Here is a 21,604-nt window from a genome sequence, read left to right on the forward strand (position 1 = left end):
CGCGCTGCATGAACAGGCTCACGGCGATCAGCACCAGGCCGAGCAGCAGCAGCCAGCGCGGCCACAGCGTCGAGAGCCAGTCCGAGAACAACACGTAGAACACCGCGCCGAGCACCGAGGCGAACAGCTTGCCGGTGCCGCCGATCACGGTGGTCACCAGGATCATCTCGCTGGTGTGATAGTCGATGTTGGACAGCGGCGCGATGCCTGTCATCAGCGCATGCAGCGCGCCGGCCAGGCCGGTTACCGCGCCCGACAGCACGAAGGCCAGCAGCTTGAAGCGCGGCACGTCGTAGCCGACCGCGGCGGCGCGCGCCTCGTTGTCGCGAATCGCCAGCAAGGTGCGGCCGAACACCGACCGCGTCACGCGCCGCAGCAGCCAGAACGCTGCCACGAACAGCACCGCCACGAAGCCGTAGAACTGCCAGGGCGCGGCCAGCGGCAGCAGCGTGTGGCCGGCGATCGACAGTGCCGGGCGCGGGATGTCGAGCAGGCCGTTGTCGCCGCCGGTGAGGTCGGGCGTGGTGTAGGCGAGGAAGTAGAACAACTGCCCGAAGGCCAGCGTCAGCATCACGAAATAGGTGCCGCGCTGGCGGATCGAGAACCAGCCCACCACGGCGGCGGTCAGCGCGCCGACCGCGATCGCGGCGGCCAGCGCGAGCGGCAAGGGCAGCGCGAAGCGCGTCAGCACGATACCCGCGGTGTAGCTGCCCAGGCCGAAGAAGATGCCCTGGCCGAACGAGAGCAGCCCCGTGTAGCCGAGCAGCAGGTTGCAGCCGAGGGCGGCCAGCGCATAGACCAGCACCTCGGTGGCCAGCGAGCCGGAGTTCAGCGCCAGCGGCAGCGCGCAGGCGACCGCGATCGCCAGCCAGGTCTCGTAATGGCGGCGCCAGATGCCGCGCGGGGGCGTGCCGTCGACGGCCATCCCGGCCGCCTCGTCCGGGCGCGGCGCGGCGACCAGCGGTTTCGAACCCTCGATCATGCGGCCCTCCCGAGCAAGCCGTTGGGGCGCAGCAGCAGCACGGCCGCCATCGCCACGTAGATCATCAGCCGCGCACCTTCCGGCCACAGCGTGCTCATCACGCTCTGCACGATGCCGACCAGCAGGCCGCCCACCAGCGCGCCGAGGAAGTTGCCCATGCCGCCGACCACCACCACCACGAATGCGACGCCGAGCGCCTCGATGCCCATGAAGGGATCGACGCCGCGGATCGGCGCGGCCAGCACGCCGGCCAGCGCGGCGGTGGCGGCGCCCAGCGCGAACACCAGGCTGAACACGCGCGACACGTTGATGCCGAGCAGGGACACCATCTCGGCCGCCTCGCTGCCCGCGCGCACCGTGCTGCCCAGCCGCGTGCCGTCCAGCAGCCACCAGAGCAGGGCGGCCAGCACGGCGGTGAAGCCGATCACGAACAGCCGGTACTTCGGGTAGACGAAGCTGCCCCAGATCACCACGCCGTCGAGCGAAGCCGGCACCGGCACGTTGTCGCCGAGCGGGCCCCAGATGAGGATCGCGCATTCCTGCAGCACCAGCGCGAGGCCGACCGTAACCAGGATGTGGAATTCATGGGCCTGCGCATAGACGTGGCGCAGCACCAGCTTCTCGACCAGCCAGGCGAAGGCGCCCACCGCAAGCGGCACCACCAGCAGCGCGACCCAGAAGTTCGCTTCCCATTGCAGCGCCTGATAGCAGAAATAGGCGCCCAGCAGGTAGAAGGCGCCGTGCGCGAAATTCACGAAGCGCAGCAGGCCGAACACGATCGAGAGGCCGACGGCGAGCAGGAAGTACAGCATCCCGACGCCGATGCCGTTGACGATCTGCAGCAGATAGACATTCATGGCAGGAAGAATCCGCAGAAGAGGAAGGAGGCGCCGGGCGCCTCCGTCGTCGCGTGGTCGGCGTCAGCCGAGCTTGCAGCCGGTCTTGTCGGCGGCCAGGAAGGACTGCCCGGAACTGACGATGTCGGCGTAGTCGTCGGCGTTCTTCATGCGGTTCTTGGCCTTGCCCTTGAGCAGGTAGTAGTTCTTCAGCACTTGATGATCGGCGCGGCGCACTTCCTCGGGGCCGGTCAGGCCGTCGTACTTCATGCCCTCCAGCGTGGCGATCACCTTCTTCGGATCGGTGGTGCCGGCCTTGAGCATGCCGTCGAGCAGGATCTTGGTGCAGATGTAGGAGCCGGCCAGGCTGTAGTTCGGGTTGGCGTGGAAGGCCGCGTTGGCGCGCTTGACGAGATCGCGGTTCAGCGGCGAATCGATGCCGTGCCAATACTGCGCGCCGAAATAGACGCCGTCGCAGAGATCCGCGCCGAGCGTCTCGAACTGCTCCAGGCCCGAGGCCCAGGCCATCAGGATCGTGCAGTTGCGCTTCATGCCGAAGCTGATCGCCTGGCGCAATGTGTCCGAGGACTGCGAGCCGAAGTTCAGGATCAGCAGCACGTCGGGCTTGGCCGCCACGGCATTGGTCAGGTAGCCGCTGAATTCCTTCTCGGCCAGCGAGTGATAGCTGTTGCCGACGTGCTGGATGCCCGCTTCCTGGAAGATCGCCTTGGCGGCCGACAGGAGCCCCTCGCCGAACACGTATTGCGGCGTGATGGTGTACCAGCGCTTCGCGTTGGGCAGCATCTTGATCAGCGGGCGCACGGTCTGCTCGATTGCGCCGTAGGTCGGCACCGACCAGCGGAAGGTGGCGCTGTTGCAGTCCTTGCCGGTGATCTCGTCGGCTCCCGCGGTGGTGATGAACACGCCGCCCGCCTTCTCGACCTCCTTGCCCATCGCCAGCGATTCGGAGGACAGGATGCCGCCCGCGAAGTAGCGCACGCCTTTCTGCTGCGCGACTTCCTGCACCCGGCGCACCGCCGTGGCCGGCTTGCCTTCGGTGTCGAGCGTGACGTAGGACAGCGGCGAGCCGAGCACCTGGCCGTATTGCTGCACGGCCAGCTTCATGCCCAGGTCGGCGTACTTGCCGTTCGCCGCGAACGGGCCCGACATCGGCACCGGGCAGGCCAGCTCGAGCGGCGCGCCGGCGGCGAATGCGGTGCGGGAGGCGAGGGCGCCGAGCGCACCCGGCATGGCCGACGCGGCGGCCAGTTTCAACAGTTCACGGCGATTCAAGTGGATGCTCCTTCGGGGACGGACGCTGGCGAGCCGGCCGGCTGCCGATCGCTCGGGCCGCCTCGCTCGGGCGGCCACCGGTTCATCCTATTTATCATGATAAATAGGATGAACATGATCCTAGGTATGTCAGAATCCGCTGTCAATCAGGCAAAATTCGCTACCGCGAACCGGCCACCGCCGTCGCGCGCAACGCGGCCGGCAGGCGCCGTCAGAACAGGAAGGGAGTCAGGAAGATGGGCATGGATCGAGCGAAAGCGGCTGTCGCGGTCGAGATCAAGCAGCAGAAGCGCGCGGATCTGGTCGCCGAGGAAATCAAGCGGCTGATCACCGAGAAGGACTTGAAGCCGGGCGATCGACTGCCGCGCGAAGCCGAGCTGCAGCAGCTCTATTCGGTCAGCAAGAGCACCATGCGCGAAGCGCTCAAGTCGCTCGAGGTGCAGGGGCTCATCAAGGTGACCACCGGCCCGGGCGGTGGCGGGATGGTGGTGGAGGTGCCGCTCGACCGCACCTTGCAGCTGTTGCAGAACTACCTGTTCTTCAAGGACGTGTCGATCGACGACATCTATACGGTGCGCAAGCTGCTGGAGCCGGAGCTGGCGGCCGGCGCGGTGCCGCACCTGAGCGAGCGCGACTTCGCCGCGCTGGAGGCCAACATCGCCTGCTGCGACGGTTCGGCCGGGCCGCACGATCGCGGCAACCTGGTGCGCCAGCGGCAGGAGGACGTGACCTTCCACGACATCCTCGCGGCGGCCAACCCGAACCCGTTCCTGCGCTTCACCTGCGAACTGATCAACGAGATGATCCGGCAACTGATCGAATTCCGGAACGACACGCCGCTGGTGGAGCACAAGCGCTTCGGCGAGGCCAACGTGGCGATCCACCGCGCCATCACCGAGGCCGCGCGTGCACGCGACGTGGAGAAGGTACGCGCGCTGATGGTGGAGCACATGACCGAGGCGCCCAAGCATGTGAAGCGCATGAAGGGCAAGCTGCGCGGGCGGCTGATCCTCGATTCGGAAATTCGCAAGCGCGTGAGGGCGCGGATGGCCATGCCTGTGGAGGACGGCGATGAGGAACGCTGATGTCCGTCGTACCGTTGCAGAGATCTTCGGGGCGTGTCACTGAAGGCGTATCTGTCGGCCATCATCGACTGCTTCGATGGCATCGTCCCCGGTCGTGCATTCCGATCACCTTCCTGCCGCGCAATACGCCGAGAACGCCACCCCCTCGTTTCACGGGTCATCTCCGGGTAGCCAGGGAAAGTGCGCGATCCATTCATTGGCGCGGCCATACTCCACGGCTTCGCGAAGAATTTCGTTCTCCACGGTTTTCTTGGTCAGCTTTCGCTGCAACTCGTGAATCTGCTTGAGCGCGTCGGCCAACTTCGAGGCCATGACCGTGTCTTCGCGAGTCCTGGCCGTCGACAGGCTCCCGTCCAGATATTGCTTGCGCCAGTGGAAGAGCTGGTTGGGATTCACGCCATGTTCGCGCGCGATCGTCGAAACCGATTTTCCTGGCTCGAAGCTCTCGTGCACCATGGCAATCTTTTGGTCTGCCATCCAGCGCCGCCGTCGTTCTCGTTCGATCGATACGTCCATCACTTCATGCCTGACATGGTTAAAAAGCGGCATCGTACGCACGGCAGATATCTCGGTGCTACAACGATGTTTTCATGATGTCGGTATAAGCGCTTACCAGCTTGTTTCGAATCTGCAAGGCGTACTGAAGTTGAATATTGGCTTTTGCACCATCAATCGCCACGGCATGAAGCGATACGTTGCGTGCGCCCAGTTCGAATGCCTGCGCCTCGCCACCTACCTGCGCCTGCCTGACGTTGAGATCCTTGATCGACTGTTGGAGCGCTTGCGCGAAGTTTGTCGGGCCGGCGCTGGCTGAAGCCGCGGTGGATGAATCAGGGGGGGCTGCATTGGCAGCCTGGCTGGCCATCGCCTGCATCTGGTGCAGCGCAGATGCGAGCGGATTTACCGGGATCATCGTGACCTCTCGATTCGCTTGCGTGTAGACACCTTGGCTAAAATCGCAAATTTTTCGATGTCGCGGTATCGGTCGAATGTCCGATGCGGCTGGGCGCTCGATGTTCCCCCGAAAAACCGTAGCAGCAAAAGCTGGAGATTTCCGGCACGTCCTGTTGAGACGTGAAGGATGGCTAATCAATCACAAGAAAATCGAAGAATGGGCTGCCTCCTTTATTCGGCTTGCCGTACGGCATGAAGGACAACATCGAGGTGGCGGGCATTCCGACCACCGCCGGCTGCACGGCCTTCGCCTACACACCGGCGGAAAGTGCTGCGCTCGTCGCGCGGCTCGACCCCGCGGGCGCGATCTTCATCGACAAGCAGAACCTCGATCAGTTCGCCACCGGTCTGGTCGGCACGCGTAGCGTGGGGGGCCATTGTCGCAACGCATTCAATGCGGCGCACGTACCGGGCGGGTCGAATTACGGCATCGGCCGTGGCGGTTGCCAAAGGGCAGGTGGCTTTCTCGATCGGCAGTGACACCGGCCGGTCGGGGCGCGTGCCCGCGGCGTGCAACAACATCGTCGGGCTGAAGCCGACGCCTGGGCGCATCGATACGACGGGGTTCGTCTACTGCAACCGCAGTTTCGATGCTGCACCGGTGTTCGCGCTGACCGTGGCAAAGCGGTGTGGCCGAGCATCTCGGCGTGGCGATCGGTTCGCCGCTTCTGGTCATGCGGCGCACGACGCGGCTCGATGATGGTCGGGTGTGCGAGGCCACCGTGTTTCACATCCGGCCCGAGCGCTATGAATTTGTGGTGACGAGCGGCGTCGAGGGCAAGCTGGTGGGGTGACGTGCCAGTGTCCGGCGGCGTCGGCCGCCGCGACAATCAGGCCGCTACCTGCTCGTGCAAGTACGCCACCCGCGTTTCCCGCATCGGGTTGAAGCTGCCGTAGCGGACCACCTTCGATTCGAAATCGGCCGGCAACCCGAGGCGCTCGCGCCATTCCCGCCAGTCGATCCCCGGGCTGTTCTGGTGGGCGCCGCCTCCGAAACCGCTTATCGAATCGCAGGCCGATGCTCCCGGAACGCCGCAGCGATCACGCGTAGCGCCTCGCGCGATTTCGGGTCGGACAGGCTCGAGTGCAATACGATTTCCGACGCGGGCAGTGCCGGCAACCCGAGCGCTGCCCCGACTTCGACAATAGCCGGCGGCGCGACCCGATGCGCGAACGCGCCCACCGCGAGGCCGGCCGACACGGCCGCCGTGACGGCCGCCGTTCCTCCGCCGATGAATACCTCCGTCCACGCAATGCCGTTTGCGTCCAGCTTGCGCGTTGCCATGCCGCGTATGCCGCACGACGCCGAAAGCGATGCGAGCCTCAAGGGCGCGCCTTCACGATGCACGAAGCCCGGCGACGCAAACCAGCCCAGCGGTTCCAGCGCGAGCACTTCTCCGGTTCTTCGATCGTCCTCGCGACGCAGGATCGCGGCGTCGAGCTTGCCGCGTTCGAACCCGTCGAGCAGCTCGCGCGACGAGCCGATCTGAACCTCGATCACCAGCGCGGGATCGTAAGCATTCAATCGCGCGAGCATCGTCGGCAGGTCGGGCCCCGCAACATGGTCGCTCAAGCCCAGCGCGAAGCGCCGCGTGGCGCCCGATAGCCCCGCCAGCGCACGTTCGTGCGCGGCGACAAACTCGCGCGCCACGTCCAGAAACGCGGCGCCGCGCGCGGAAAGCCGAACCAGGCGCGGCGTGCGTTCGATGAGCTTGTCGCCCAGCCGCGCCTCCAGCCGCTTCAGCTTCATGCTGATCGCCGCCTGCGTCGTGTCCATCGCCTCGGCGGCGCGCGTGAAGCTCTGAAGATCCGCGACGAGCGTAAAGGCACGCACCGCGTCGACATCGAGTGTTGGCATATCAATCATCCTAATCTGTTATCACTGATACGTTCATGCATGATATTGAGTTATGAGAGAGGGTAACGCATAGTCGCCATCACCGACCACCGGTTCGGACGGGCCCTCCGGCTTCCGAACGCATTCGACGAATGGCCATTTCATGAACACACTCGACAAGGCGCACCCGCTTGCTTCGCCCGACACGGACACAGCCGACCCGCGGCGCTGGCTGGCGCTCCTCGTGCTCCTGACCGGGGCCTTCCTGCCGATCCTCGACTTCAACGTGGTCAACCTGGCGCTCCCTGCCATCCGCCTCGACCTCGGCGCCACGTCGGGCGAGATCGAATTCATCATTTCGGCCTATGCCGCCACCTATGCCGTGTTCCTCATCACCGGCGGACGGCTTGGCGACCTGTTCGGGCGCAAGCGCATGTTCGTGACCGGCGTTGCCGGCTTCACGCTGGCCTCGGCGATGTGCGGGCTCGCGCCATCCGCCTCCGCACTCATCGCGGCGCGCGTGCTGCAAGGGCTCACCGCCACCGTCATGGCACCGCAGGTGCTGGCGTGCATCCGCGTCCTGTTTGTTCCGAAAGAGCAGGGCCGCGCGCTCGCCCTTTATGGCGCGACCTTTGGCCTCGCGAACATCTGCGGCCAGATTCTCGGCGGCGTGCTGATGTCGTTCCACCCATTGGGATTCGGCTGGCAGGCCATCTTCCTGATCAACGTGCCGATCGGTCTGGTGGCCTTCGTCGGGGGCGGGATGTTTTTGCGCGACTCGCGGGCCGATCACGCGCAACGTCTCGATTTCGGCGGTGTCGTGCTGCTTTGCGCTGCGCTGGGCTTGCTCGTTTATCCGCTGGTGGAAGGGCGGGAAACCGGTTGGCCGAGGTGGATCGTTGCGATGCTGATTGCCGCGCCGTTTGCCTTCGCGCTGTTCGTGCGTTTCGAGCAGCGCCTGGCCAGGAGAGGCGGTGCGCCGCTTGTCGACTTCGAGCTCTTCAAGGCGCCGGGCTTGTCCGTTGGCGTGGCGATGGCCTTCGCGTTGTACATGCTCTCGTCGTTCTATCTGACCTTCTCCGTGTACCTGCAAGCGGGGCTGCATCTCTCGCCGTTGCAGGCCGGGTTGGCGACGTTGCCCTACGCGATCGCCTATTTCGTGGCGTCGCTTGCCTCGGTTCATGTCATGGGGAAGCTCGGCAAGTTCGCGCTGACGATCGGGTTCGCCCTGCAGGTCGTCGGCTTCGGTATCACGCTCGTCGCCGTGGCGAACGCGCTGCCGGACGGACGCGATATCGGCCTGGCAATCGCGGGGCTGGGATTCGGCACGGTCATGCCTTCCGTCATCAAGGCGATCATTGGCGGAGTCGCGCCGAAGCATGCGGGCCTGGCGTCCGGGGTCGTCATGTCGACGTTCCAGATCGCCTCGGCGCTGGGTGTCGCGGTTATCGGTGGCGTGTTCTATGCCGCGCTCGGCGCCGGAGACGGAACGGCGGCGTACGACCATGCATTTGCCATTGCGCTCGGCTGCAATGTGGGGTTGCTGGCCGTCGGTGGCGTGCTTTCACTGTTTCTGCCGGATCAGCGGCGAGCGCGCTGAGGCAGGCCGCAACCGGACGGCGATGCGCTCAGGGAACGTCGCTCCCGTGCTTCGCGGCCATGTCGCGCGCCGTCGCCCGGCGTTGCATGGTCGGATCGGAATCGGCCACGCGCGCCGAGGCGCGTTCGACAAAAACGGCCGGAATGCTCAGGTGCCGGGCCTTGATGGTCGGGCGCTCGAGTCGGGACGACAGCAGTCGAAGCGCCTCGTTCGCGCACGAAATGACGCCGTCGAGCCGCAGCGGATTCGCGCGCGGATGCCGATTGCCGTGACGGGCAATGCCGTCGTCGAGGCGGCGAGGCAGCCAAGAGGCCAGCCCGACATCGCCATGCTCCAGGGCGCGCCGGCGCATCACGTGCGCGCCCGGTCGAGCGCATCGAGGATCGCGGAGGTACTCAGCAACTCGGGAAGGGCCCGCCCGTTCGGCGCGCCTGGCCCGTACACCACGTCGAGCGGAATGCCGGCGCGGCCGAAGCTTTGCACGTAGCGCGCGATGCCGGGATCGGCGTGACTCCAGTCGGCGCGCATGCGCACGAGGTTCGGCGCCGCAAGCGCGCGCTGCACCTCGGGGCGGCGCAGGACGGTCAGCGCGTTGACCTTGCAGGTCAGGCACCAGGTGGCGTCGACGTCGACGAACACCGTCTTGCCGTTCGCCACCAGCGTTGCGATGCGGGCCGGATCGAATGCTTGCCAGCCGTCGCCGGCAGGGGGAGCGGCATCGCGGCTCGCAGCCACCGCAGCCGCCGCGTCCGGTGCCGCGTCGTTCCCCGGCAGCGCCGCGACGACGATCGCGCCGATCGCGAGCCCGCCAAGCAGCGGGGTCGTCCAGCGCGATGCCGGTGCCGTGCCGGCCCGGGACAGCAGCGCGCGCATGCCGAGCAGCGCGGCAATCACCAGCGCGACCGCGAGCGCGATGCGCACGCCGGTGGCGCTCGCCAGCAACACCAGCAGCCATCCGGTCGTCGCCAGCAGCAAGAGCCCGAGCAGGGTTCGTACACGGTTCATCCACGGGCCGGGACGCGGCAGCCAGGCGACCAGCGATGGGGCGATCGCGATCGCTAGAAATGGCGATGACATGCCCAGCCCCATCGCGAGCAGCACGGCGAAGATCTCGAAGGGGCCGCGCCCGAGCGCAAAGCCGATCGCCGTGCCGACCAGCGGCGCGGAACAGGGCGTGGCCAGCAAGGTCGAGAACGCGCCCGAGAGAAACGCCTCGGCAAGCGGGCCACGTGGGGTGGAGGCGCCCGCCAGATCGGCGAGCGCCCGTGGCAGGCCGATCGCCAGCCAGTCGAACAGGCTCGCCGCGAAGAGCGCGGTCACCACGGCCATGCTCGCGAGAAACCACGGTTGCTGGAACTGGATGCCCCAGCCGATCGCGATGCCGCCGAGCTTCAACGCGCTCAACGCCAGGGCCAGCAAGGCGAACGCGGCAAGGGTGCCGAGCACGGACGCGGCGGCAAGCCGGGCCGTGGACCGGCGCGAGGTGCCGGCAGTTTTCAGCAGGGCGAACGCCTTCAGCGACAGGACCGGCAGCACGCACGGCATCAGGTTGAGGATCAGGCCGCCCGCGAACGCGGTGAGCAGGATCGACAGCAGCGACAGGATCGACGGGGAAGACGACGAGCGGCTGTTCGCGCTCACCGGGCCGATTTCGACGGCGCGGGCGCCATCGACGAGCGTCAGGGCCGGTGATTGCGCGTTGTTGGCCGAGTCGGGCAGCGTAACGTCCAGTTGTGCGTCGTGCCGATCGTTCGATAGCCGGACCACCGGCGCCGCAGGCAGCCCGCTGCCCGCGCCTTCGACGAACAGGTCGGGAGCCGTGAACGGCTGCGTGCTGCTGCGGAGATGGATGTCGAGGTTGCGGACGCCTGCGCGCATCGAGATTTCGCTGGAGATCACGGAGATTCCGGCCTGCGTGGCTGGAGCCGGCACAGCGCGTCGTGCCGCGTCGAGTTCGGCGGCTTCCGCCGAGGCCGGCGGCGGCACCGTGGCGGCCGGCAGCGTGAGCGCCAAATCCGCATGCTCGGGAACACAGACATTCGAGCAGGTCGCGTAGTCGAGCGTCAGGTTCAGATGCGCCGGCGCACCGGCCTTGCGAAGCTCGATCGTCAGGGGCAACACGACGTTGTCGCGGTACACCGCGTTTTGCAGTCCGTCGATCACGAGCCGCGTCGGCGCCGGCCACTGCATCGCGGCCGACGCCACGTCCGGCGCGTGCGACCAGTCCGGATGCGGGGCGACGCCGGCATCGCCGGGGGTGCGCCAGTAGCCGTGCCAGCCGCGCGGGAAATGAAATTCGATGCCGGCCTGCAGCGACGCGCCGGCCACCGCGTCGACGGCGGTGACCAGGCGCACCTGCGCACGCGCGTCGCCGACCCATTCGGATGCGGCAGCGTGGGCGGCGCTCGCCTGACCGAGTGCCGCCGCGCACAGTACCGCCGTGAGTATTCCGCCCAGCCGCGTGCCCAGGTTTCGCATTGCCGTCTCCCGGTGTGCAGGCCGCTCAGTGCGGGCTCGCGCCGGCGTCCGCGACGCGCGCGGCCCCGACGATCCTGCCGTCCGGCGCTTCCAGCAGCACCGCCAGCCGTTCGCCCGCCACGGGAGCCGTCTTGAACGCCAGCGCGGTGCCCGACCATTCGCCGATCGGCATGAAGCCGCGCACGATGTTCGATTCGGTCAGCGTGCGGCCGGAGTTTTCGCCGCGCCCGATCGACGTGGCATGGCGCGTGTCATAGCCGACCAGCAGCACACGCGCCCGCCCGGCGCCTGCGCCCACCGATACCGTGACCGTGCCGCCGTTGCGGCTCGCGTCGACGGAGGCGGCAGTCACGCTCGATGTCCTTGCTTTCGCGATGGCGGCATTGGCTGCGTCGCGATCGGAGCCGACCACGCCGGCCGCGCCGTCGATCACCATCTCGGGCGTGTACGAGCCGTCGCCGAAGCGCTGGGCGTAGCGCGCCTGTCGGTCCGTGGCGAGGTCGAGCGAATAGGGGTCCTTCCAGCCGAGCTGGTTCCAGTAGGTCACGTGAAACGCGAGCGGCAGCACGTCGGCGCGCGTATCGGCAAGCTCGGAGAGGAAGCGATCGGCCGGCGGGCACGACGAGCAACCTTGCGAGGTATACAGTTCGACGACCACGGGGCGGGGCGCGGCGGCGAACGCGTGGGAACTGGCGAGCACGGCGGAACCGGCGCACAGGGCGAGAAGGAAACGGGGCAGCATGTCGAACTCCAGTGACGAACGTGATGGGTAGTTCGTCGTCGGGCGCCGGCCGGTTACACCCGCTTCGTCGCAGCGGGCTTGAAAATATTGGGTGGTGCGAAGAGATCGTGACCTGCGGCGGAATTTCTCCCGATTGCTTCGGCGCAGCGGCGGAATCCGGCCATGTTCAGGGGTGTGATACGTGATTAAAAAAACTAGAATGGCCCGACCAGAGATTAACAGGCACTCACGAGCTGTCTGGCGCGTAGCGGCGCTCCAACTCGACAGGTGACACGTTTCTGGTGAAACCGTATCGACGAATCGATTTGTAGAAAATCTCAAAGTAATCGAGCACATCCGTAACGGCCGAGGCCTGATTCGGATAACGTGAACCTGCGACGGGGGAAATCAAAATGAGTTACGGCTGTCAGATCGGTGTTGTCAATCTGGGGACGCAATCGGTGAAAGTCGAAGTGTCGCTGGAAAACAAGAATGATTGGGAACTGGATAACCAGGGCAACCCGGTGGCGGCGCCCACGCAATTGAACGGATTGGCGCTCGCGGGGAACGGGCGGCATGAAGTCCATGCCGAAATCGCGAACGGCCAGAGCAGTGCGAAATTTCTGGTCACGTTTCGCTTCGATACCGGCGAGGCGGTGGAAGCCTGGGTCGACGCCCGACAGGTGGTGGACGGCGGCAAGCGGCAGGGCTGCCTGGCTGCGTACGGGCAGGCAGCCGGCCGGTGCTGGATGATCGAAGCCCAATACGACAAACAGCCTTGGGACACTTATTCCTGGAATTGGCGACACCTGACGGTGGTCGTCATGCCGAAAGCCGATACGAGAAGCTGGATATCGCGGCTTCCCGATAGTGTGCGGCTCCACGAACTGACGCTGCCGGGGTCGCACGATACCGGGACGGCGGCCATTACTTCCCGGGAAGACGACGCCGTCGCGCGATCGAGAATCTGCCAGGGCCTGAGCATTTCGCAGCAGCTTGCCGCGGGCATTCGTTTTCTCGACATCCGGATCAATAAAAGCCTCCGGTTCGAAATCATGCACGAATCCACGCCAACGGCCCTCTGGTTCTGGAACGATTGCGTGCGCCCCGTGGTGGAATTTCTTCAGGCCAATTCGCACGAAGTGGTCGTGATGTGCGTGAAGGACGAGCACGGCTCCACGGACGGATTCCACGACGCCATCCTGGATTTTTTCGCCAAGGCACCTTATCAGGATGTGGTGTCGCATGTCTCCACCAGTCAGGTTCCTCCCACGCTGGGCGATTTGAGAGGCAAACTCGTGCTGCTGCGCCGCTACTGGATCGACCCGGCGACCAATCACAACAAGGTCGGCGATCCGAATTCCGGCGTCGGGCTGACGGAATTCAAGGATGCAAATGGCAACATCCATCCGTGGCCGGAGAATTCGGACACGTTCGACCAGTTCGGTGACGGCAGCGTCGTCCATCAGCAACCGGGCAATCTGCCTTTTGCCATTCAGGATTGGTACGACCTTCAAACCCGGATGATGGCCAGCAAGGTCGAACTGATCGTGAAGTATCTGGATTACGCCAAGAACAAGCTGCCGGACGCATGGTTCGTCAATTTCACGAGTTGCACGGCGTCGGGGCATGGGTGGGACGATCCCCGGGCCTTTGCGGTGGGAGAGGACGGCATCAATGCCGCGCTCGTCACCTATCTGATCACGCACGGCAAGGGTCGATACGGCACCATTCCCATGGATTACGTCGGCAACCCGCCCGAGGAGATCTTGATCGACCTGATGATCAACAGTAACTTCTGACGAGCGGACGGCGCTCGATTTGCCTGTCGGCCACTCGACGCGGCCTGATTCGTGCGAGTGCCCAGTGGGAAGTCGGTAATGAATCGGCGGCGCCGTGCAGAGCAGAGCGGATTGTCGCTCGACCCTGACGCGGCACTGCCGGCACCCAGGAAAACGCCGGCTCACCCGGCATCGAGGAAGATCATGCGACCCACTGAAAAAACTGAAGGCCACGCTTCGAATGTTGTCGAGAGGCTGTTTGAGCACGGCCTGTTTGCGAGTCGTTGGGTGCTGGCTCCCATCTATGCTGGCCTGGCGCTCGGCATGGTCATGCTGCTGGTCAAGTTCTGCCAGGAATTCTGGCATCTCGCCATGACCTTGCTCGATAGCGAGGTGGAAGACGTCATCCTGGGCGTGCTGTCGCTGGTTGATCTATCCCTGATGGCCAACCTGTTGCTCATGATTATCTTCGGCGGCTATCAGAGTTTCGTGTCGAGACTGAAGCTGGGTGGCCATGAAGATACGCCGGAATGGATAGGGCACGTAGGGTTCACCGACATCAAATTGAAGTTGATGGCGTCGATCGTGGCGATATCGGCCATCGAGGTACTGCGAGGGTTTTTGTCGATCGATCGGGTCGGCCTTCAAACGATCGTATGGGGGATCGCCGTGCATATGACGTTTGTCGTGTCCGCGGTCTTGCTCGCGGGGATGGACTGGATCACGGCGAAAACTCGGATACTCAAGTGAGGCGCGGGTTTGATTTCGGGGGCCTTGGCTCTTGCGGGCATCGCCATGGTTGGTGCGGACAGCCGACCGCGTGTTGCGGTCAGGTCCGGCATGACATATACCGTCGTTCATCGTGTCTCTCCAGTCATGTACTGACCCGGGAACGGTTTCGCCGCGCGCGGGGGCGGGGTACTGATCAATTCCTGCGACGACACATCTTCAATACCCCGAAATAAATCCGCGCCGCCGTCGCAAAGTGCACTTACCAACCAGCCACCCCCGATTTCCCCCAGCCCGATATCAACTCGAAATAGATCTCGGTACATTCAAGAATGCGCTGCACGCTGCACCATTCGTCGGTTTGATGCGCCTGCGAGGGCTCGCCCGGCCCGAGGATCACGGTCGGGACTTCGCCGAGCCACGCTCTCAATACCGGGCCGTCGCTGAAGTAGGCCACCGTCGTGTGCCCCGTCCGGACACCGGTCACGGCCTGGGTCGTTTCAATCGCGTAGCCTAGCCACCGGTTCTCCAGTTGGTTGGTCAGCGCGGGCACGTCGACCGAAGCGGATAAACGTACCTTCTGCCCAAGATAGTTGCCGAGGCGATCGACCAACGCATCGTGCGGCGTTTGGCCTACCGTGCGAATGTCGATCGAGAACGTCGCGGCATCGGGCACCGAATTGATGTTCACGCCACCCGAGACCGTTCCGACATTCAGCGACGGATGGCCGAGCAACGGATCATCGGGTGCCTCGAAGTCGAAGATCCGCAACTGCCGGATCGCATCGGCCGCGTGATAGATCGCGTTGTCGCCGAGTTCGGGCATCGCGCCGTGAGCCGAGCGGCCCGACGTATGCGCATGCAGCCAGAGCGCGCCCTTGTGGCCGACCGCGCATTGATTCGCGGTCGGCTCGCCGACGATCATCGCGCCCACGTTCAGCGGCGGCACGTCCAGTTCGCTCAGGCGTTTCGCGCCCTCGCAGCCGGTCTCCTCGCCCGCGGTCAGGACCACCAGCACGCACGGCAGCGTTTCATGCTGGTCCCGGTAACGCTTGAGCGCGGACACGAACGCCGCGATGCCGCTTTTCATGTCGGATGCGCCGCGCCCATAAAGCCGGTCGCCGTCGATATGGCCGCTCAACGGCGCAGCGCGCCAACTGGCAACGCCGAACGGAACGGTGTCGAGATGCCCGGTGAAGCACAGGCGCGGGCCGCCCGTGCCGGTGTTCCATGCAATCAGGTTTGCGCGGCCGGGCGCCACGTCCTGAACCACGGTATGAAGTCCTAATTTCTCCAGCAAGCCTTTCAGGTCGATGGCGAGAGCCAGCTCATCGCCGGGCGGGTTGACCGTTCGGGTTTGCACCATATGCTGGGTCAGAAGAATCGGGTCGAAAAGGGTTTCGTTCATGACGGCGTTGTCGGATCGTGGATGGTTACGTGTGGGTCGGAAGCCGGAGTCTGTCCGGGGAAAAAACACCTCATGGCGGCCGTGCCGACACGAACCGGCAAGCGGCGCGGCGGAGATATTCAAGTTGTCCCATTGTCGGATAAACTATGTCTTAATAAGCACAGGGGATTTCATGGAAACGCTCGTCATCGATCTGGACAACGCCAGCCCGTCCGAAGGCAAGGCCGACGCGATCAGGCACGCGATCGAGCGGGCGATACTCGAAGATCGCCTGAAGCCCGGCGATACGCTGCCGACGGTGCGCGCGCTGGCGGACAGCCTCGGCATCAACAAGAACACGGTGGCGGTTGCCTACCGGCAGCTTCGGGACGGCGGCCTGATTTCCGGGGAGGGCCGCAAAGGGTCGACGGTCAACCGTCACGCTTCGGCAACGGGCGCACGCGACGCGGCGGGCCGCCCCGTGCAGACCCACTTCGTGAGGGACGGCAATCCCGATATGGCCTTGCTGCCGGACGAGGCCGAGCTTCGCGATGCCATGGCGCGCATGAGCGTCGAACCGCGGCTCTATGGCGAGCACCGGAACGACGATGCTTTTGTCGAATGGGCTCGCACGCAGTTCGTCGAGGATCGCATCGAGGTGGCGGGCGGGATCTTCGTGTCGGCCGGCGCGCTCGATCTGATCGAACGGGCGCTCACGGTCGCGGGCATCCGGGCAGGGGACAAGATTGCGATCGAGGACCCGGGTTATATCAGCGTGCATGCCCTCGTGCGCGCGATGGGCCTCGATGCGGTACCGCTCACGATCGACCCGGCGGGCATTACGCCGGCAAGCCTGCGCAAGGCGCTCAGGAGCGGCGTGAAGGCGGTCATCACGACGACGCGCGCCCATAATCCCACCGGTATCGTGACCTCGCGCGCACGCGCGGCCGAGCTGAAAAAGCTCGTCGCCGGCAATGAGAACGTGCTGTTCATCGACGACGACCACACGAACATGCTGCGCATTGCGCCTTACCATGCGTGGCATACCGGCGCGCAGCGCTGGCTGACGGTCCGATCGCTGTCGAAGGCGCTCGGGCCGGACTATCGCATTGCGTTCTCCACCGGCGACGAACAGACCATTCGGCATCTGGAGCAACGTCAAAGCGTGGGAATGGGATGGGTCAGCACGCTGGTGCAGCGCCTCGTGTTCGGGCTCGTGACGACGGCCTCGGTGCAGAAAAAGATCGTGGCGGCAGGCGCCGCGTACCGCGAGCGCCACCAGTTGCTGACGGCCGCGTTGAGCAAGCGCGGCTTCGACGTGCTGCCCGGCGCCGGCCTGAACGTCTGGGTGCCGATTCCGGACGAACAGGAGATCGCGCAGCGGCTTTTCGCGGCCGGCTGGCTGGTGCGGGCCGGCGGCGAGTTCACCCTGGGCGGGCAGCACGGCATCCGTGTGACGGTGACACGGATGATGCCGGCCCAGACGCTCGACTTCGTCGATACGCTGGTGAAGGTACGCAGCACCGCGTCGTCCACCCTGGCCGCCTGAGCCGGCGCGGCAGGGCATCGAACGACGTGGCGGCCGTGCGTCAATGATCGATCGCATGGGCGACATCGGTTCCGCTGTCCCGTCGGAACACCAGCGATCTCCATCCGGCGTCGGACCCGCGCCGGCGTCCGAGCAACGACCCGATCACCACGAACAGAAAGCCGAGCGGCACCGACACGATCCCGGGATTGCGCAGCGACACGAGCGGTTCCCGCAGGCCGACCAGGCTGGTGGTGCGCGAGCCGATCGAATCGAGCGTGGCCTGCGCCGCGTCGCGGCTCGCGCGCGCGGCATCGCGTGCCGCATTGAATTCCCCCGTGCCGCGGTAGCGTGCCGCGCCTTCGGTTTCGAGGGCCGCGAGCTTCGCGCTGGAGGCGGCGAGTGCGCGGCTCGCCTCGGTGCGAACGGCGAGCGGATATTGCATGTTGGGCGACACCAGCACGAGCGAGATCGTGACGATCGCGCCGCCGACCACGCTGGCAACCACGCCGGCGGTATTGCAGCGCTTCCAGTAGAGCGTGGCGAGCAGCGCCGGCAGATTGGCGGACGCCGCCACGGCAAAGGCGAGCCCGACGAGATGCGCGACGTTCTGGCCTTTGGCGAACAAACCCGCGCCCGTGGCGATGAACGCCACCAGCACCGACGCCACCTTGCCGGCCATCACCTGTTCGCGGTCCGAGGCATGGCCGCCCTTCAGCGCGCCGACATACACGTCGTGCGCCAGCGACGAGGCCGCCGCCAGCGTCAGCCCGGCCACCACCGCGACGATGGTCACGAACGCGATCGCGGCCATGACGCCCAGCAACAGGTTCCCGCCGGCCGTCGAGGCGCCGCCGCCGAGGTGTTGAGCGAGCAACAACGCGGCGAGGTTGCCGCCCTTGTCGGCCGCGGAGATGTTGGCCGCGCCGACGTAATAGGCCGCTGCAAATCCGATCACGATGATCAGCATGTGGCAGCCGCCGATCCACAACATCGCCCAGAGCACCGATTTGCGGGCGGTTTGCGCGTTCTTCACCGAGAACATGCGCATCAGGATATGCGGCATGGCGGCCGTGCCGAGCGTCAGCGCGAGGCCCAGCGACAGCAGCTCGACGGGGTCCTTGAGGTAAAGACCGGGTTCGAAAAACGTGCGGGCAAGCAGCGTGCCGTCGCCGGCCGTCATGCGGTGCGACGCGAGCAGCCAGTCGTGCAAGGCGGCCTGATGCGACAGGCCGTCGAGCAGCGCCGATACGTTGAAGCCGAACGGCGCGATGGCCAGCATCGCCAGCAGGCCGCACATCCCGAGCAGCAGCCCCGCCTTGATGATCTGCACCCAGGTCGTGGCGCGCATGCCGCCCACCGTCACATACAGCAGCATCAGGCCGCCGACGGCCAGCACGGAGACTTCGTACGGCACGCCGAGCAAGGCGTAGAGCAGCACGGCGCCGCCGACGATCTGCGGAATCATGTAGAAGATCGCGACGATGACGCTGGAGAACGCGGCCAGCACCTTGGACGTCCTGAAGCTGTGGCGGTAGGCCAGGATGTCGCCGAACGTGTAGCGCCCGAGGTTGCGGCACGGCTCCGCGACCAGCAGCAGCACCGGAATCAGCGCGGCGAAGAAACCTACCAGATAGAGCATGCCGTCGTACCCGTACAGCGCGATCAGGCCGGACACGCCGAGAAACGCGGCGGCGGACAGATAGTCGCCGGCGATCGCCAGGCCGTTCTTCAAGCCCGAGATGCCGCCGCCGGCGGTGTAGAACTCGGTGGCGCTCTTGCGCCGTCTCGCGCTGAACCCGGTGATGATCAGCGTGAGCGCGATGACGGCGGCGAAAATGGCAAAGGCGTGTGGCCGGTAGGTGCGCGGCACCACGTCGGCCGCATGTGCGAGGGCGGGGAACAGCAGGGCAGCGGTGCACGTGGCCATCCACGGCAACAGGTTCGAGCGTGCATGGCGTTTCATCGTTGTGCTCCGTGCGCGTCGGCTGCCGCTGCCGCCATCGCTGCGAATTGCATGTCGATGGTGCGCATGCGACGGGCGTAGACGATCGCGAGGCCCGCGCCGAAAAGGTACTGCGACAGCGTAAACAGCATGCCGACGTTCAGCGTGCCGGCGATGCGGGTGGCGAACAGCGCGCGAAACCAGCCATCCCCGATCAGCAATGCGAAGTACCAGGCAAAAAAAGCGGCGGTGAGGCAGACCAGCAAGCGGTGCTTCGACGCGACACAAGCGTCGAACGTACCGGGCAGGCGCTTCGACGGCGACGTCGGAGCAATGGGGTTTGAAAATTTCATGCGCGCAGCCATTCATTTCTCCAGATCGACAAGGATCGAATGCAATTTGTACTGGTACGAAAAAATATATGTCCTAGTCAATGTAAGCATGTCGAAACGATCGGTCAATCGGAAAAAAATTGGGGTAAACCTGCGTGGAGAACGGCGCTTCCAAAGGGGAAGCCGATATCGCTGAATCGGATATCGGCCTTCGAGGCGGGGGCGGTGCGAGCGCAGGGCGCGCTCGCACGCGAGGAGATCAGACGCTTACGTCCGCACGGGCTGCCTGGTAGGCCAGGCCGGTCGCCAGGCGCTTTTCGGTAATGGCCCGGGCGCGTTCGGTCACCGTGGCGAGCACGGAAGCGGGCGCCGTGGCGGGCGATCCTGCCTGAAACGGCGGCTTCGGATCATAGGCCATGTACAACTGCAATTCCTGGGCGACCGTCTCTCCGCGCAGCAGCGACGCCACGATCAGCGAGCCATCGATGCCGGACGTGACGCCACCGGCGCTGATGAACTTGCCGTCGATGACGACGCGCTCGTCGCTGGGCGTCGCGCCGAACAGCGGCAGCACGTCCATCGCGGTCCAGTGGGTGGTGGCGCGGCGTCCTTGCAGCAGGCCGGCCGCGCCGCAAAGCAGCGCGCCGGTGCACACCGAGTAGACGTAGCGGGCGCCTTCGGCCTGCTTGCGGATGAAGCCGAGCAGGGTCTCGTCGTTCATCAGCGCTTCCTGGCCGTATCCGCCGGGCACCAGCAGCACGTCGAGCTGGGGCGCCTCGTCGAACGTGGTGTCCGCCAGGAGCCGCATGCCGGCGAGGTCGCGTACCGGGTTCTTGTCCTTCCAGAGGGTGAAGAAGCTGGAATTGGGTACGCGGGCGAGCGCCTCGAACGGGCCGGTGAAGTCGCATTGGTCCATGTCCGGGAAGATGATGCCGCCGATCTTGAGGTGAATATCCGATGGGATCGTCATATGTTTGTCCTTTGTATTGGTACAAAAATTGTAATACGAAGGTACAAATATAGCTGAACTTGCGGGGGTGTCAAGACGTGGCGGGTTCGAATCGAGGTGCGGGCGCCCGCTCGGATGGGTCGTAAGCGTCGTGCTGAACGGAAGGTCCGGTAGCCGGTGTCATGAAACGGGCTGCGCCGATCCGGGCCACCCCCTTCGCGGCAGGTCGGGATCAACGGTTTTTTATCTTGATCGGCATGGAATAAGACGTTGAGGTCAGCCGTTTTCGGTGGGAGAGTGCACGCGTCGCTCTCGTTACCCCACACTACGGAGTCAACAATGTCACAAACCAAACTGTCCCGCCGCCAACTGCTCGCCACGGGTTCGATCGGTGCCGCGGGCTTCTTCGTGTCCCGTCTCGGTGTCGCGGCAACCGCACCACGCGCGAGCGCGACCAAACTGGACGATGCCTCGATCCTCGCCTATCTCGGCGCATCGCCGCTGGCCTTGCCCGAGCTGCCGTTCGCCCAGAACGCGCTCGAACCGGTGATCTCGGCGAAGACCCTGAGCATTCACTACGGCAAGCATCATCGCGCCTACTACGAGAACCTGCACAAGCTCGTCGACGGCACGCCGCTGGCCAGCCTGTCGCTGGAGCAGGTCGTGCTCGAATCGCACGGCCGAAGCGATCTCGAAGACGTGTTCAACAACGCCGCGCAAGCGTGGAATCACAACTTCTACTGGAAATCGCTGAGCCCCACGAAAACCGAACCGGACGACAAGCTCAAGGCTGCGATCGTCAACAAGTTCGGCTCGGTGGAGGCGATGTCGAAGCAATTGATGACGGTGGCGGCATCGCAGTTCGGCAGCGGCTGGGGGTGGCTCGTGGCGGATCGTGGCGAGCTGGAAATCGTCAAGACCAGCAACGGCGAAACGCCGTATACCCGTGGCGGTCAACTGCCGCTGCTCACCATTGACGTGTGGGAGCATGCCTACTACCTCGACTACCAGAACCGTCGCCCCGACTATCTCGCGGCGACGATCGGCCAGCATCTGAACTGGAATTTCGCGTCGGCGAACTATGCGCGGATCTGAGGAAGGGCGATAACTGCGGCGGGGTTTCGAGACCCGTTGCAGGTTCGCGAGCTTCGCTTCGACGAGCACGGC

21 protein-coding genes and 1 pseudogene are annotated in these 21,604 nt (G+C 65.2%); 9 read left to right on the plus strand and 13 right to left on the minus strand.

Annotated elements, in window-relative coordinates:
• The 3 genes from ACYP33_RS23670 to ACYP33_RS23680 form a co-directional block, all read right to left on the minus strand.
• The coding region (locus ACYP33_RS23670) for a branched-chain amino acid ABC transporter permease (RefSeq protein ID WP_459624162.1) at nt 1–982 on the minus strand (982 nt) is incomplete at its 3' end.
• Nucleotides 979–1,839: a branched-chain amino acid ABC transporter permease gene (locus ACYP33_RS23675; protein WP_414439781.1), complete on the minus strand. Its 861-nt coding sequence runs from the start codon at nt 1,837–1,839 to the stop codon at nt 979–981. The genes ACYP33_RS23675 and ACYP33_RS23670, both read right to left, overlap by 4 nt.
• A gap of 63 nt (nt 1,840–1,902) precedes the next feature.
• Complete coding sequence (locus ACYP33_RS23680) at nt 1,903–3,111, minus strand: ABC transporter substrate-binding protein (RefSeq protein ID WP_414439780.1); 1,209 nt, start codon at nt 3,109–3,111, stop codon at nt 1,903–1,905.
• 236 nt (nt 3,112–3,347) lie between these two features.
• Here ACYP33_RS23680 and ACYP33_RS23685 point away from each other — a divergent pair, with 236 nt between their 5' ends.
• A complete protein-coding gene (locus tag ACYP33_RS23685) occupies nt 3,348–4,196 on the plus strand; it encodes a FadR/GntR family transcriptional regulator (RefSeq protein WP_459624163.1) in 849 nt (282 codons plus the stop codon).
• A 153-nt stretch (nt 4,197–4,349) separates the two neighbouring features.
• On the opposite strand, the pseudogene ACYP33_RS23690 reads toward ACYP33_RS23685, so the two are convergent.
• Nucleotides 4,350–4,712 (minus strand): annotated as a pseudogene (locus tag ACYP33_RS23690) (transposase); the annotation flags it as partial.
• 58 nt (nt 4,713–4,770) lie between these two features.
• Nucleotides 4,771–5,109 (minus strand): flagellar hook-basal body complex protein FliE, encoded by a 339-nt coding sequence (gene fliE / locus ACYP33_RS23695; RefSeq protein WP_459624164.1) that lies wholly within the window; start codon nt 5,107–5,109, stop codon nt 4,771–4,773.
• A gap of 233 nt (nt 5,110–5,342) precedes the next feature.
• On the opposite strand from fliE, the gene ACYP33_RS23700 reads away from it, so the two are divergent.
• From ACYP33_RS23700 to ACYP33_RS23710, 3 genes are read left to right on the plus strand one after another with little or no spacing between them, the layout of a single operon-like run.
• Nucleotides 5,343–5,630, plus strand: a complete 288-nt coding sequence (locus ACYP33_RS23700; protein ID WP_459624165.1) for an amidase family protein — start codon at nt 5,343–5,345, stop codon at nt 5,628–5,630.
• Entirely contained in the window at nt 5,545–5,850 is a 306-nt protein-coding gene (locus ACYP33_RS23705; protein ID WP_459624166.1) for an amidase family protein, read from the plus strand. The genes ACYP33_RS23700 and ACYP33_RS23705 overlap by 86 nt, the downstream gene beginning before the upstream one ends.
• Nucleotides 5,780–5,944 (plus strand): UTRA domain-containing protein, encoded by a 165-nt coding sequence (locus tag ACYP33_RS23710; protein ID WP_459624167.1) that lies wholly within the window; start codon nt 5,780–5,782, stop codon nt 5,942–5,944. Before ACYP33_RS23705 ends, ACYP33_RS23710 begins: the two co-directional genes overlap by 71 nt.
• 206 nt (nt 5,945–6,150) lie before the next feature.
• Here the strand turns inward: ACYP33_RS23710 and ACYP33_RS23715 are convergent, their stop codons facing one another.
• Nucleotides 6,151–7,008 carry a LysR family transcriptional regulator gene (locus tag ACYP33_RS23715; RefSeq protein WP_414439775.1) on the minus strand — a complete coding sequence of 286 codons (858 nt, stop codon included), beginning with the start codon at nt 7,006–7,008 and terminating at the stop codon, nt 6,151–6,153.
• 142 nt (nt 7,009–7,150) lie between these two features.
• On the opposite strand from ACYP33_RS23715, the gene ACYP33_RS23720 reads away from it, so the two are divergent.
• Nucleotides 7,151–8,587, plus strand: a complete 1,437-nt coding sequence (locus tag ACYP33_RS23720) for an MFS transporter (protein WP_414439774.1) — start codon at nt 7,151–7,153, stop codon at nt 8,585–8,587.
• Between the two features lie 28 nt (nt 8,588–8,615).
• Here ACYP33_RS23720 and ACYP33_RS23725 read toward each other — a convergent pair whose 3' ends face one another.
• Genes ACYP33_RS23725 through ACYP33_RS23735 form a run of 3 tightly spaced genes read right to left on the minus strand, consistent with a single transcriptional unit; the run spans nt 8,616 to nt 12,143 of the window.
• Nucleotides 8,616–8,939, minus strand: coding sequence for a hypothetical protein (locus ACYP33_RS23725; RefSeq protein WP_459624168.1), 324 nt, complete (start codon nt 8,937–8,939; stop codon nt 8,616–8,618).
• Complete coding sequence (locus ACYP33_RS23730; RefSeq protein ID WP_459624169.1) at nt 8,939–11,065, minus strand: protein-disulfide reductase DsbD family protein; 2,127 nt, start codon at nt 11,063–11,065, stop codon at nt 8,939–8,941. The genes ACYP33_RS23725 and ACYP33_RS23730 overlap by 1 nt, the downstream gene beginning before the upstream one ends.
• 25 nt (nt 11,066–11,090) lie before the next feature.
• On the minus strand, nt 11,091–12,143 hold the full coding sequence (locus ACYP33_RS23735; protein WP_459624170.1) for a DUF1223 domain-containing protein: 1,053 nt from the start codon (nt 12,141–12,143) through the stop codon (nt 11,091–11,093).
• Between the two features lie 56 nt (nt 12,144–12,199).
• On the opposite strand from ACYP33_RS23735, the gene ACYP33_RS23740 reads away from it, so the two are divergent.
• Together ACYP33_RS23740 and ACYP33_RS23745 are read left to right on the plus strand one after the other, a co-directional pair.
• Nucleotides 12,200–13,588, plus strand: a complete 1,389-nt coding sequence (locus ACYP33_RS23740; protein ID WP_459624171.1) for a phosphatidylinositol-specific phospholipase C domain-containing protein — start codon at nt 12,200–12,202, stop codon at nt 13,586–13,588.
• A gap of 111 nt (nt 13,589–13,699) precedes the next feature.
• Nucleotides 13,700–14,317, plus strand: a complete 618-nt coding sequence (locus tag ACYP33_RS23745) for a TIGR00645 family protein (protein WP_459624172.1) — start codon at nt 13,700–13,702, stop codon at nt 14,315–14,317.
• Nucleotides 14,318–14,558: 241 nt separating this feature from the next.
• Here the strand turns inward: ACYP33_RS23745 and ACYP33_RS23750 are convergent, their stop codons facing one another.
• Nucleotides 14,559–15,704 carry a M20 family metallopeptidase gene (locus ACYP33_RS23750; RefSeq protein WP_459624173.1) on the minus strand — a complete coding sequence of 382 codons (1,146 nt, stop codon included), beginning with the start codon at nt 15,702–15,704 and terminating at the stop codon, nt 14,559–14,561.
• Nucleotides 15,705–15,876: 172 nt separating this feature from the next.
• Between ACYP33_RS23750 and ACYP33_RS23755 the strand changes: the two genes are divergently transcribed.
• A complete protein-coding gene (locus ACYP33_RS23755) occupies nt 15,877–17,232 on the plus strand; it encodes an aminotransferase class I/II-fold pyridoxal phosphate-dependent enzyme (RefSeq protein ID WP_459624174.1) in 1,356 nt (451 codons plus the stop codon).
• Between the two features lie 40 nt (nt 17,233–17,272).
• On the opposite strand, the gene ACYP33_RS23760 is transcribed toward ACYP33_RS23755, so the two are convergent.
• From ACYP33_RS23760 to ACYP33_RS23770, 3 genes are all read right to left on the minus strand, one after another.
• Nucleotides 17,273–19,177: a solute symporter family protein gene (locus tag ACYP33_RS23760; RefSeq protein WP_459624175.1), complete on the minus strand. Its 1,905-nt coding sequence runs from the start codon at nt 19,175–19,177 to the stop codon at nt 17,273–17,275.
• A complete protein-coding gene (locus tag ACYP33_RS23765; protein WP_459624176.1) occupies nt 19,174–19,521 on the minus strand; it encodes a DUF485 domain-containing protein in 348 nt (115 codons plus the stop codon). The genes ACYP33_RS23760 and ACYP33_RS23765 overlap by 4 nt, the downstream gene beginning before the upstream one ends.
• Nucleotides 19,522–19,747: 226 nt before the next feature.
• Nucleotides 19,748–20,458 (minus strand): DJ-1/PfpI family protein, encoded by a 711-nt coding sequence (locus tag ACYP33_RS23770; RefSeq protein WP_459624177.1) that lies wholly within the window; start codon nt 20,456–20,458, stop codon nt 19,748–19,750.
• A 480-nt stretch (nt 20,459–20,938) separates the two neighbouring features.
• Between ACYP33_RS23770 and ACYP33_RS23775 the strand changes: the two genes are divergently transcribed.
• Nucleotides 20,939–21,532 carry a superoxide dismutase gene (locus tag ACYP33_RS23775; RefSeq protein WP_459624216.1) on the plus strand — a complete coding sequence of 198 codons (594 nt, stop codon included), beginning with the start codon at nt 20,939–20,941 and terminating at the stop codon, nt 21,530–21,532.
• Nucleotides 21,533–21,604: the final 72 nt, after the last annotated feature.

The organism is Burkholderia sp. 3C, from assembly GCF_054589155.1.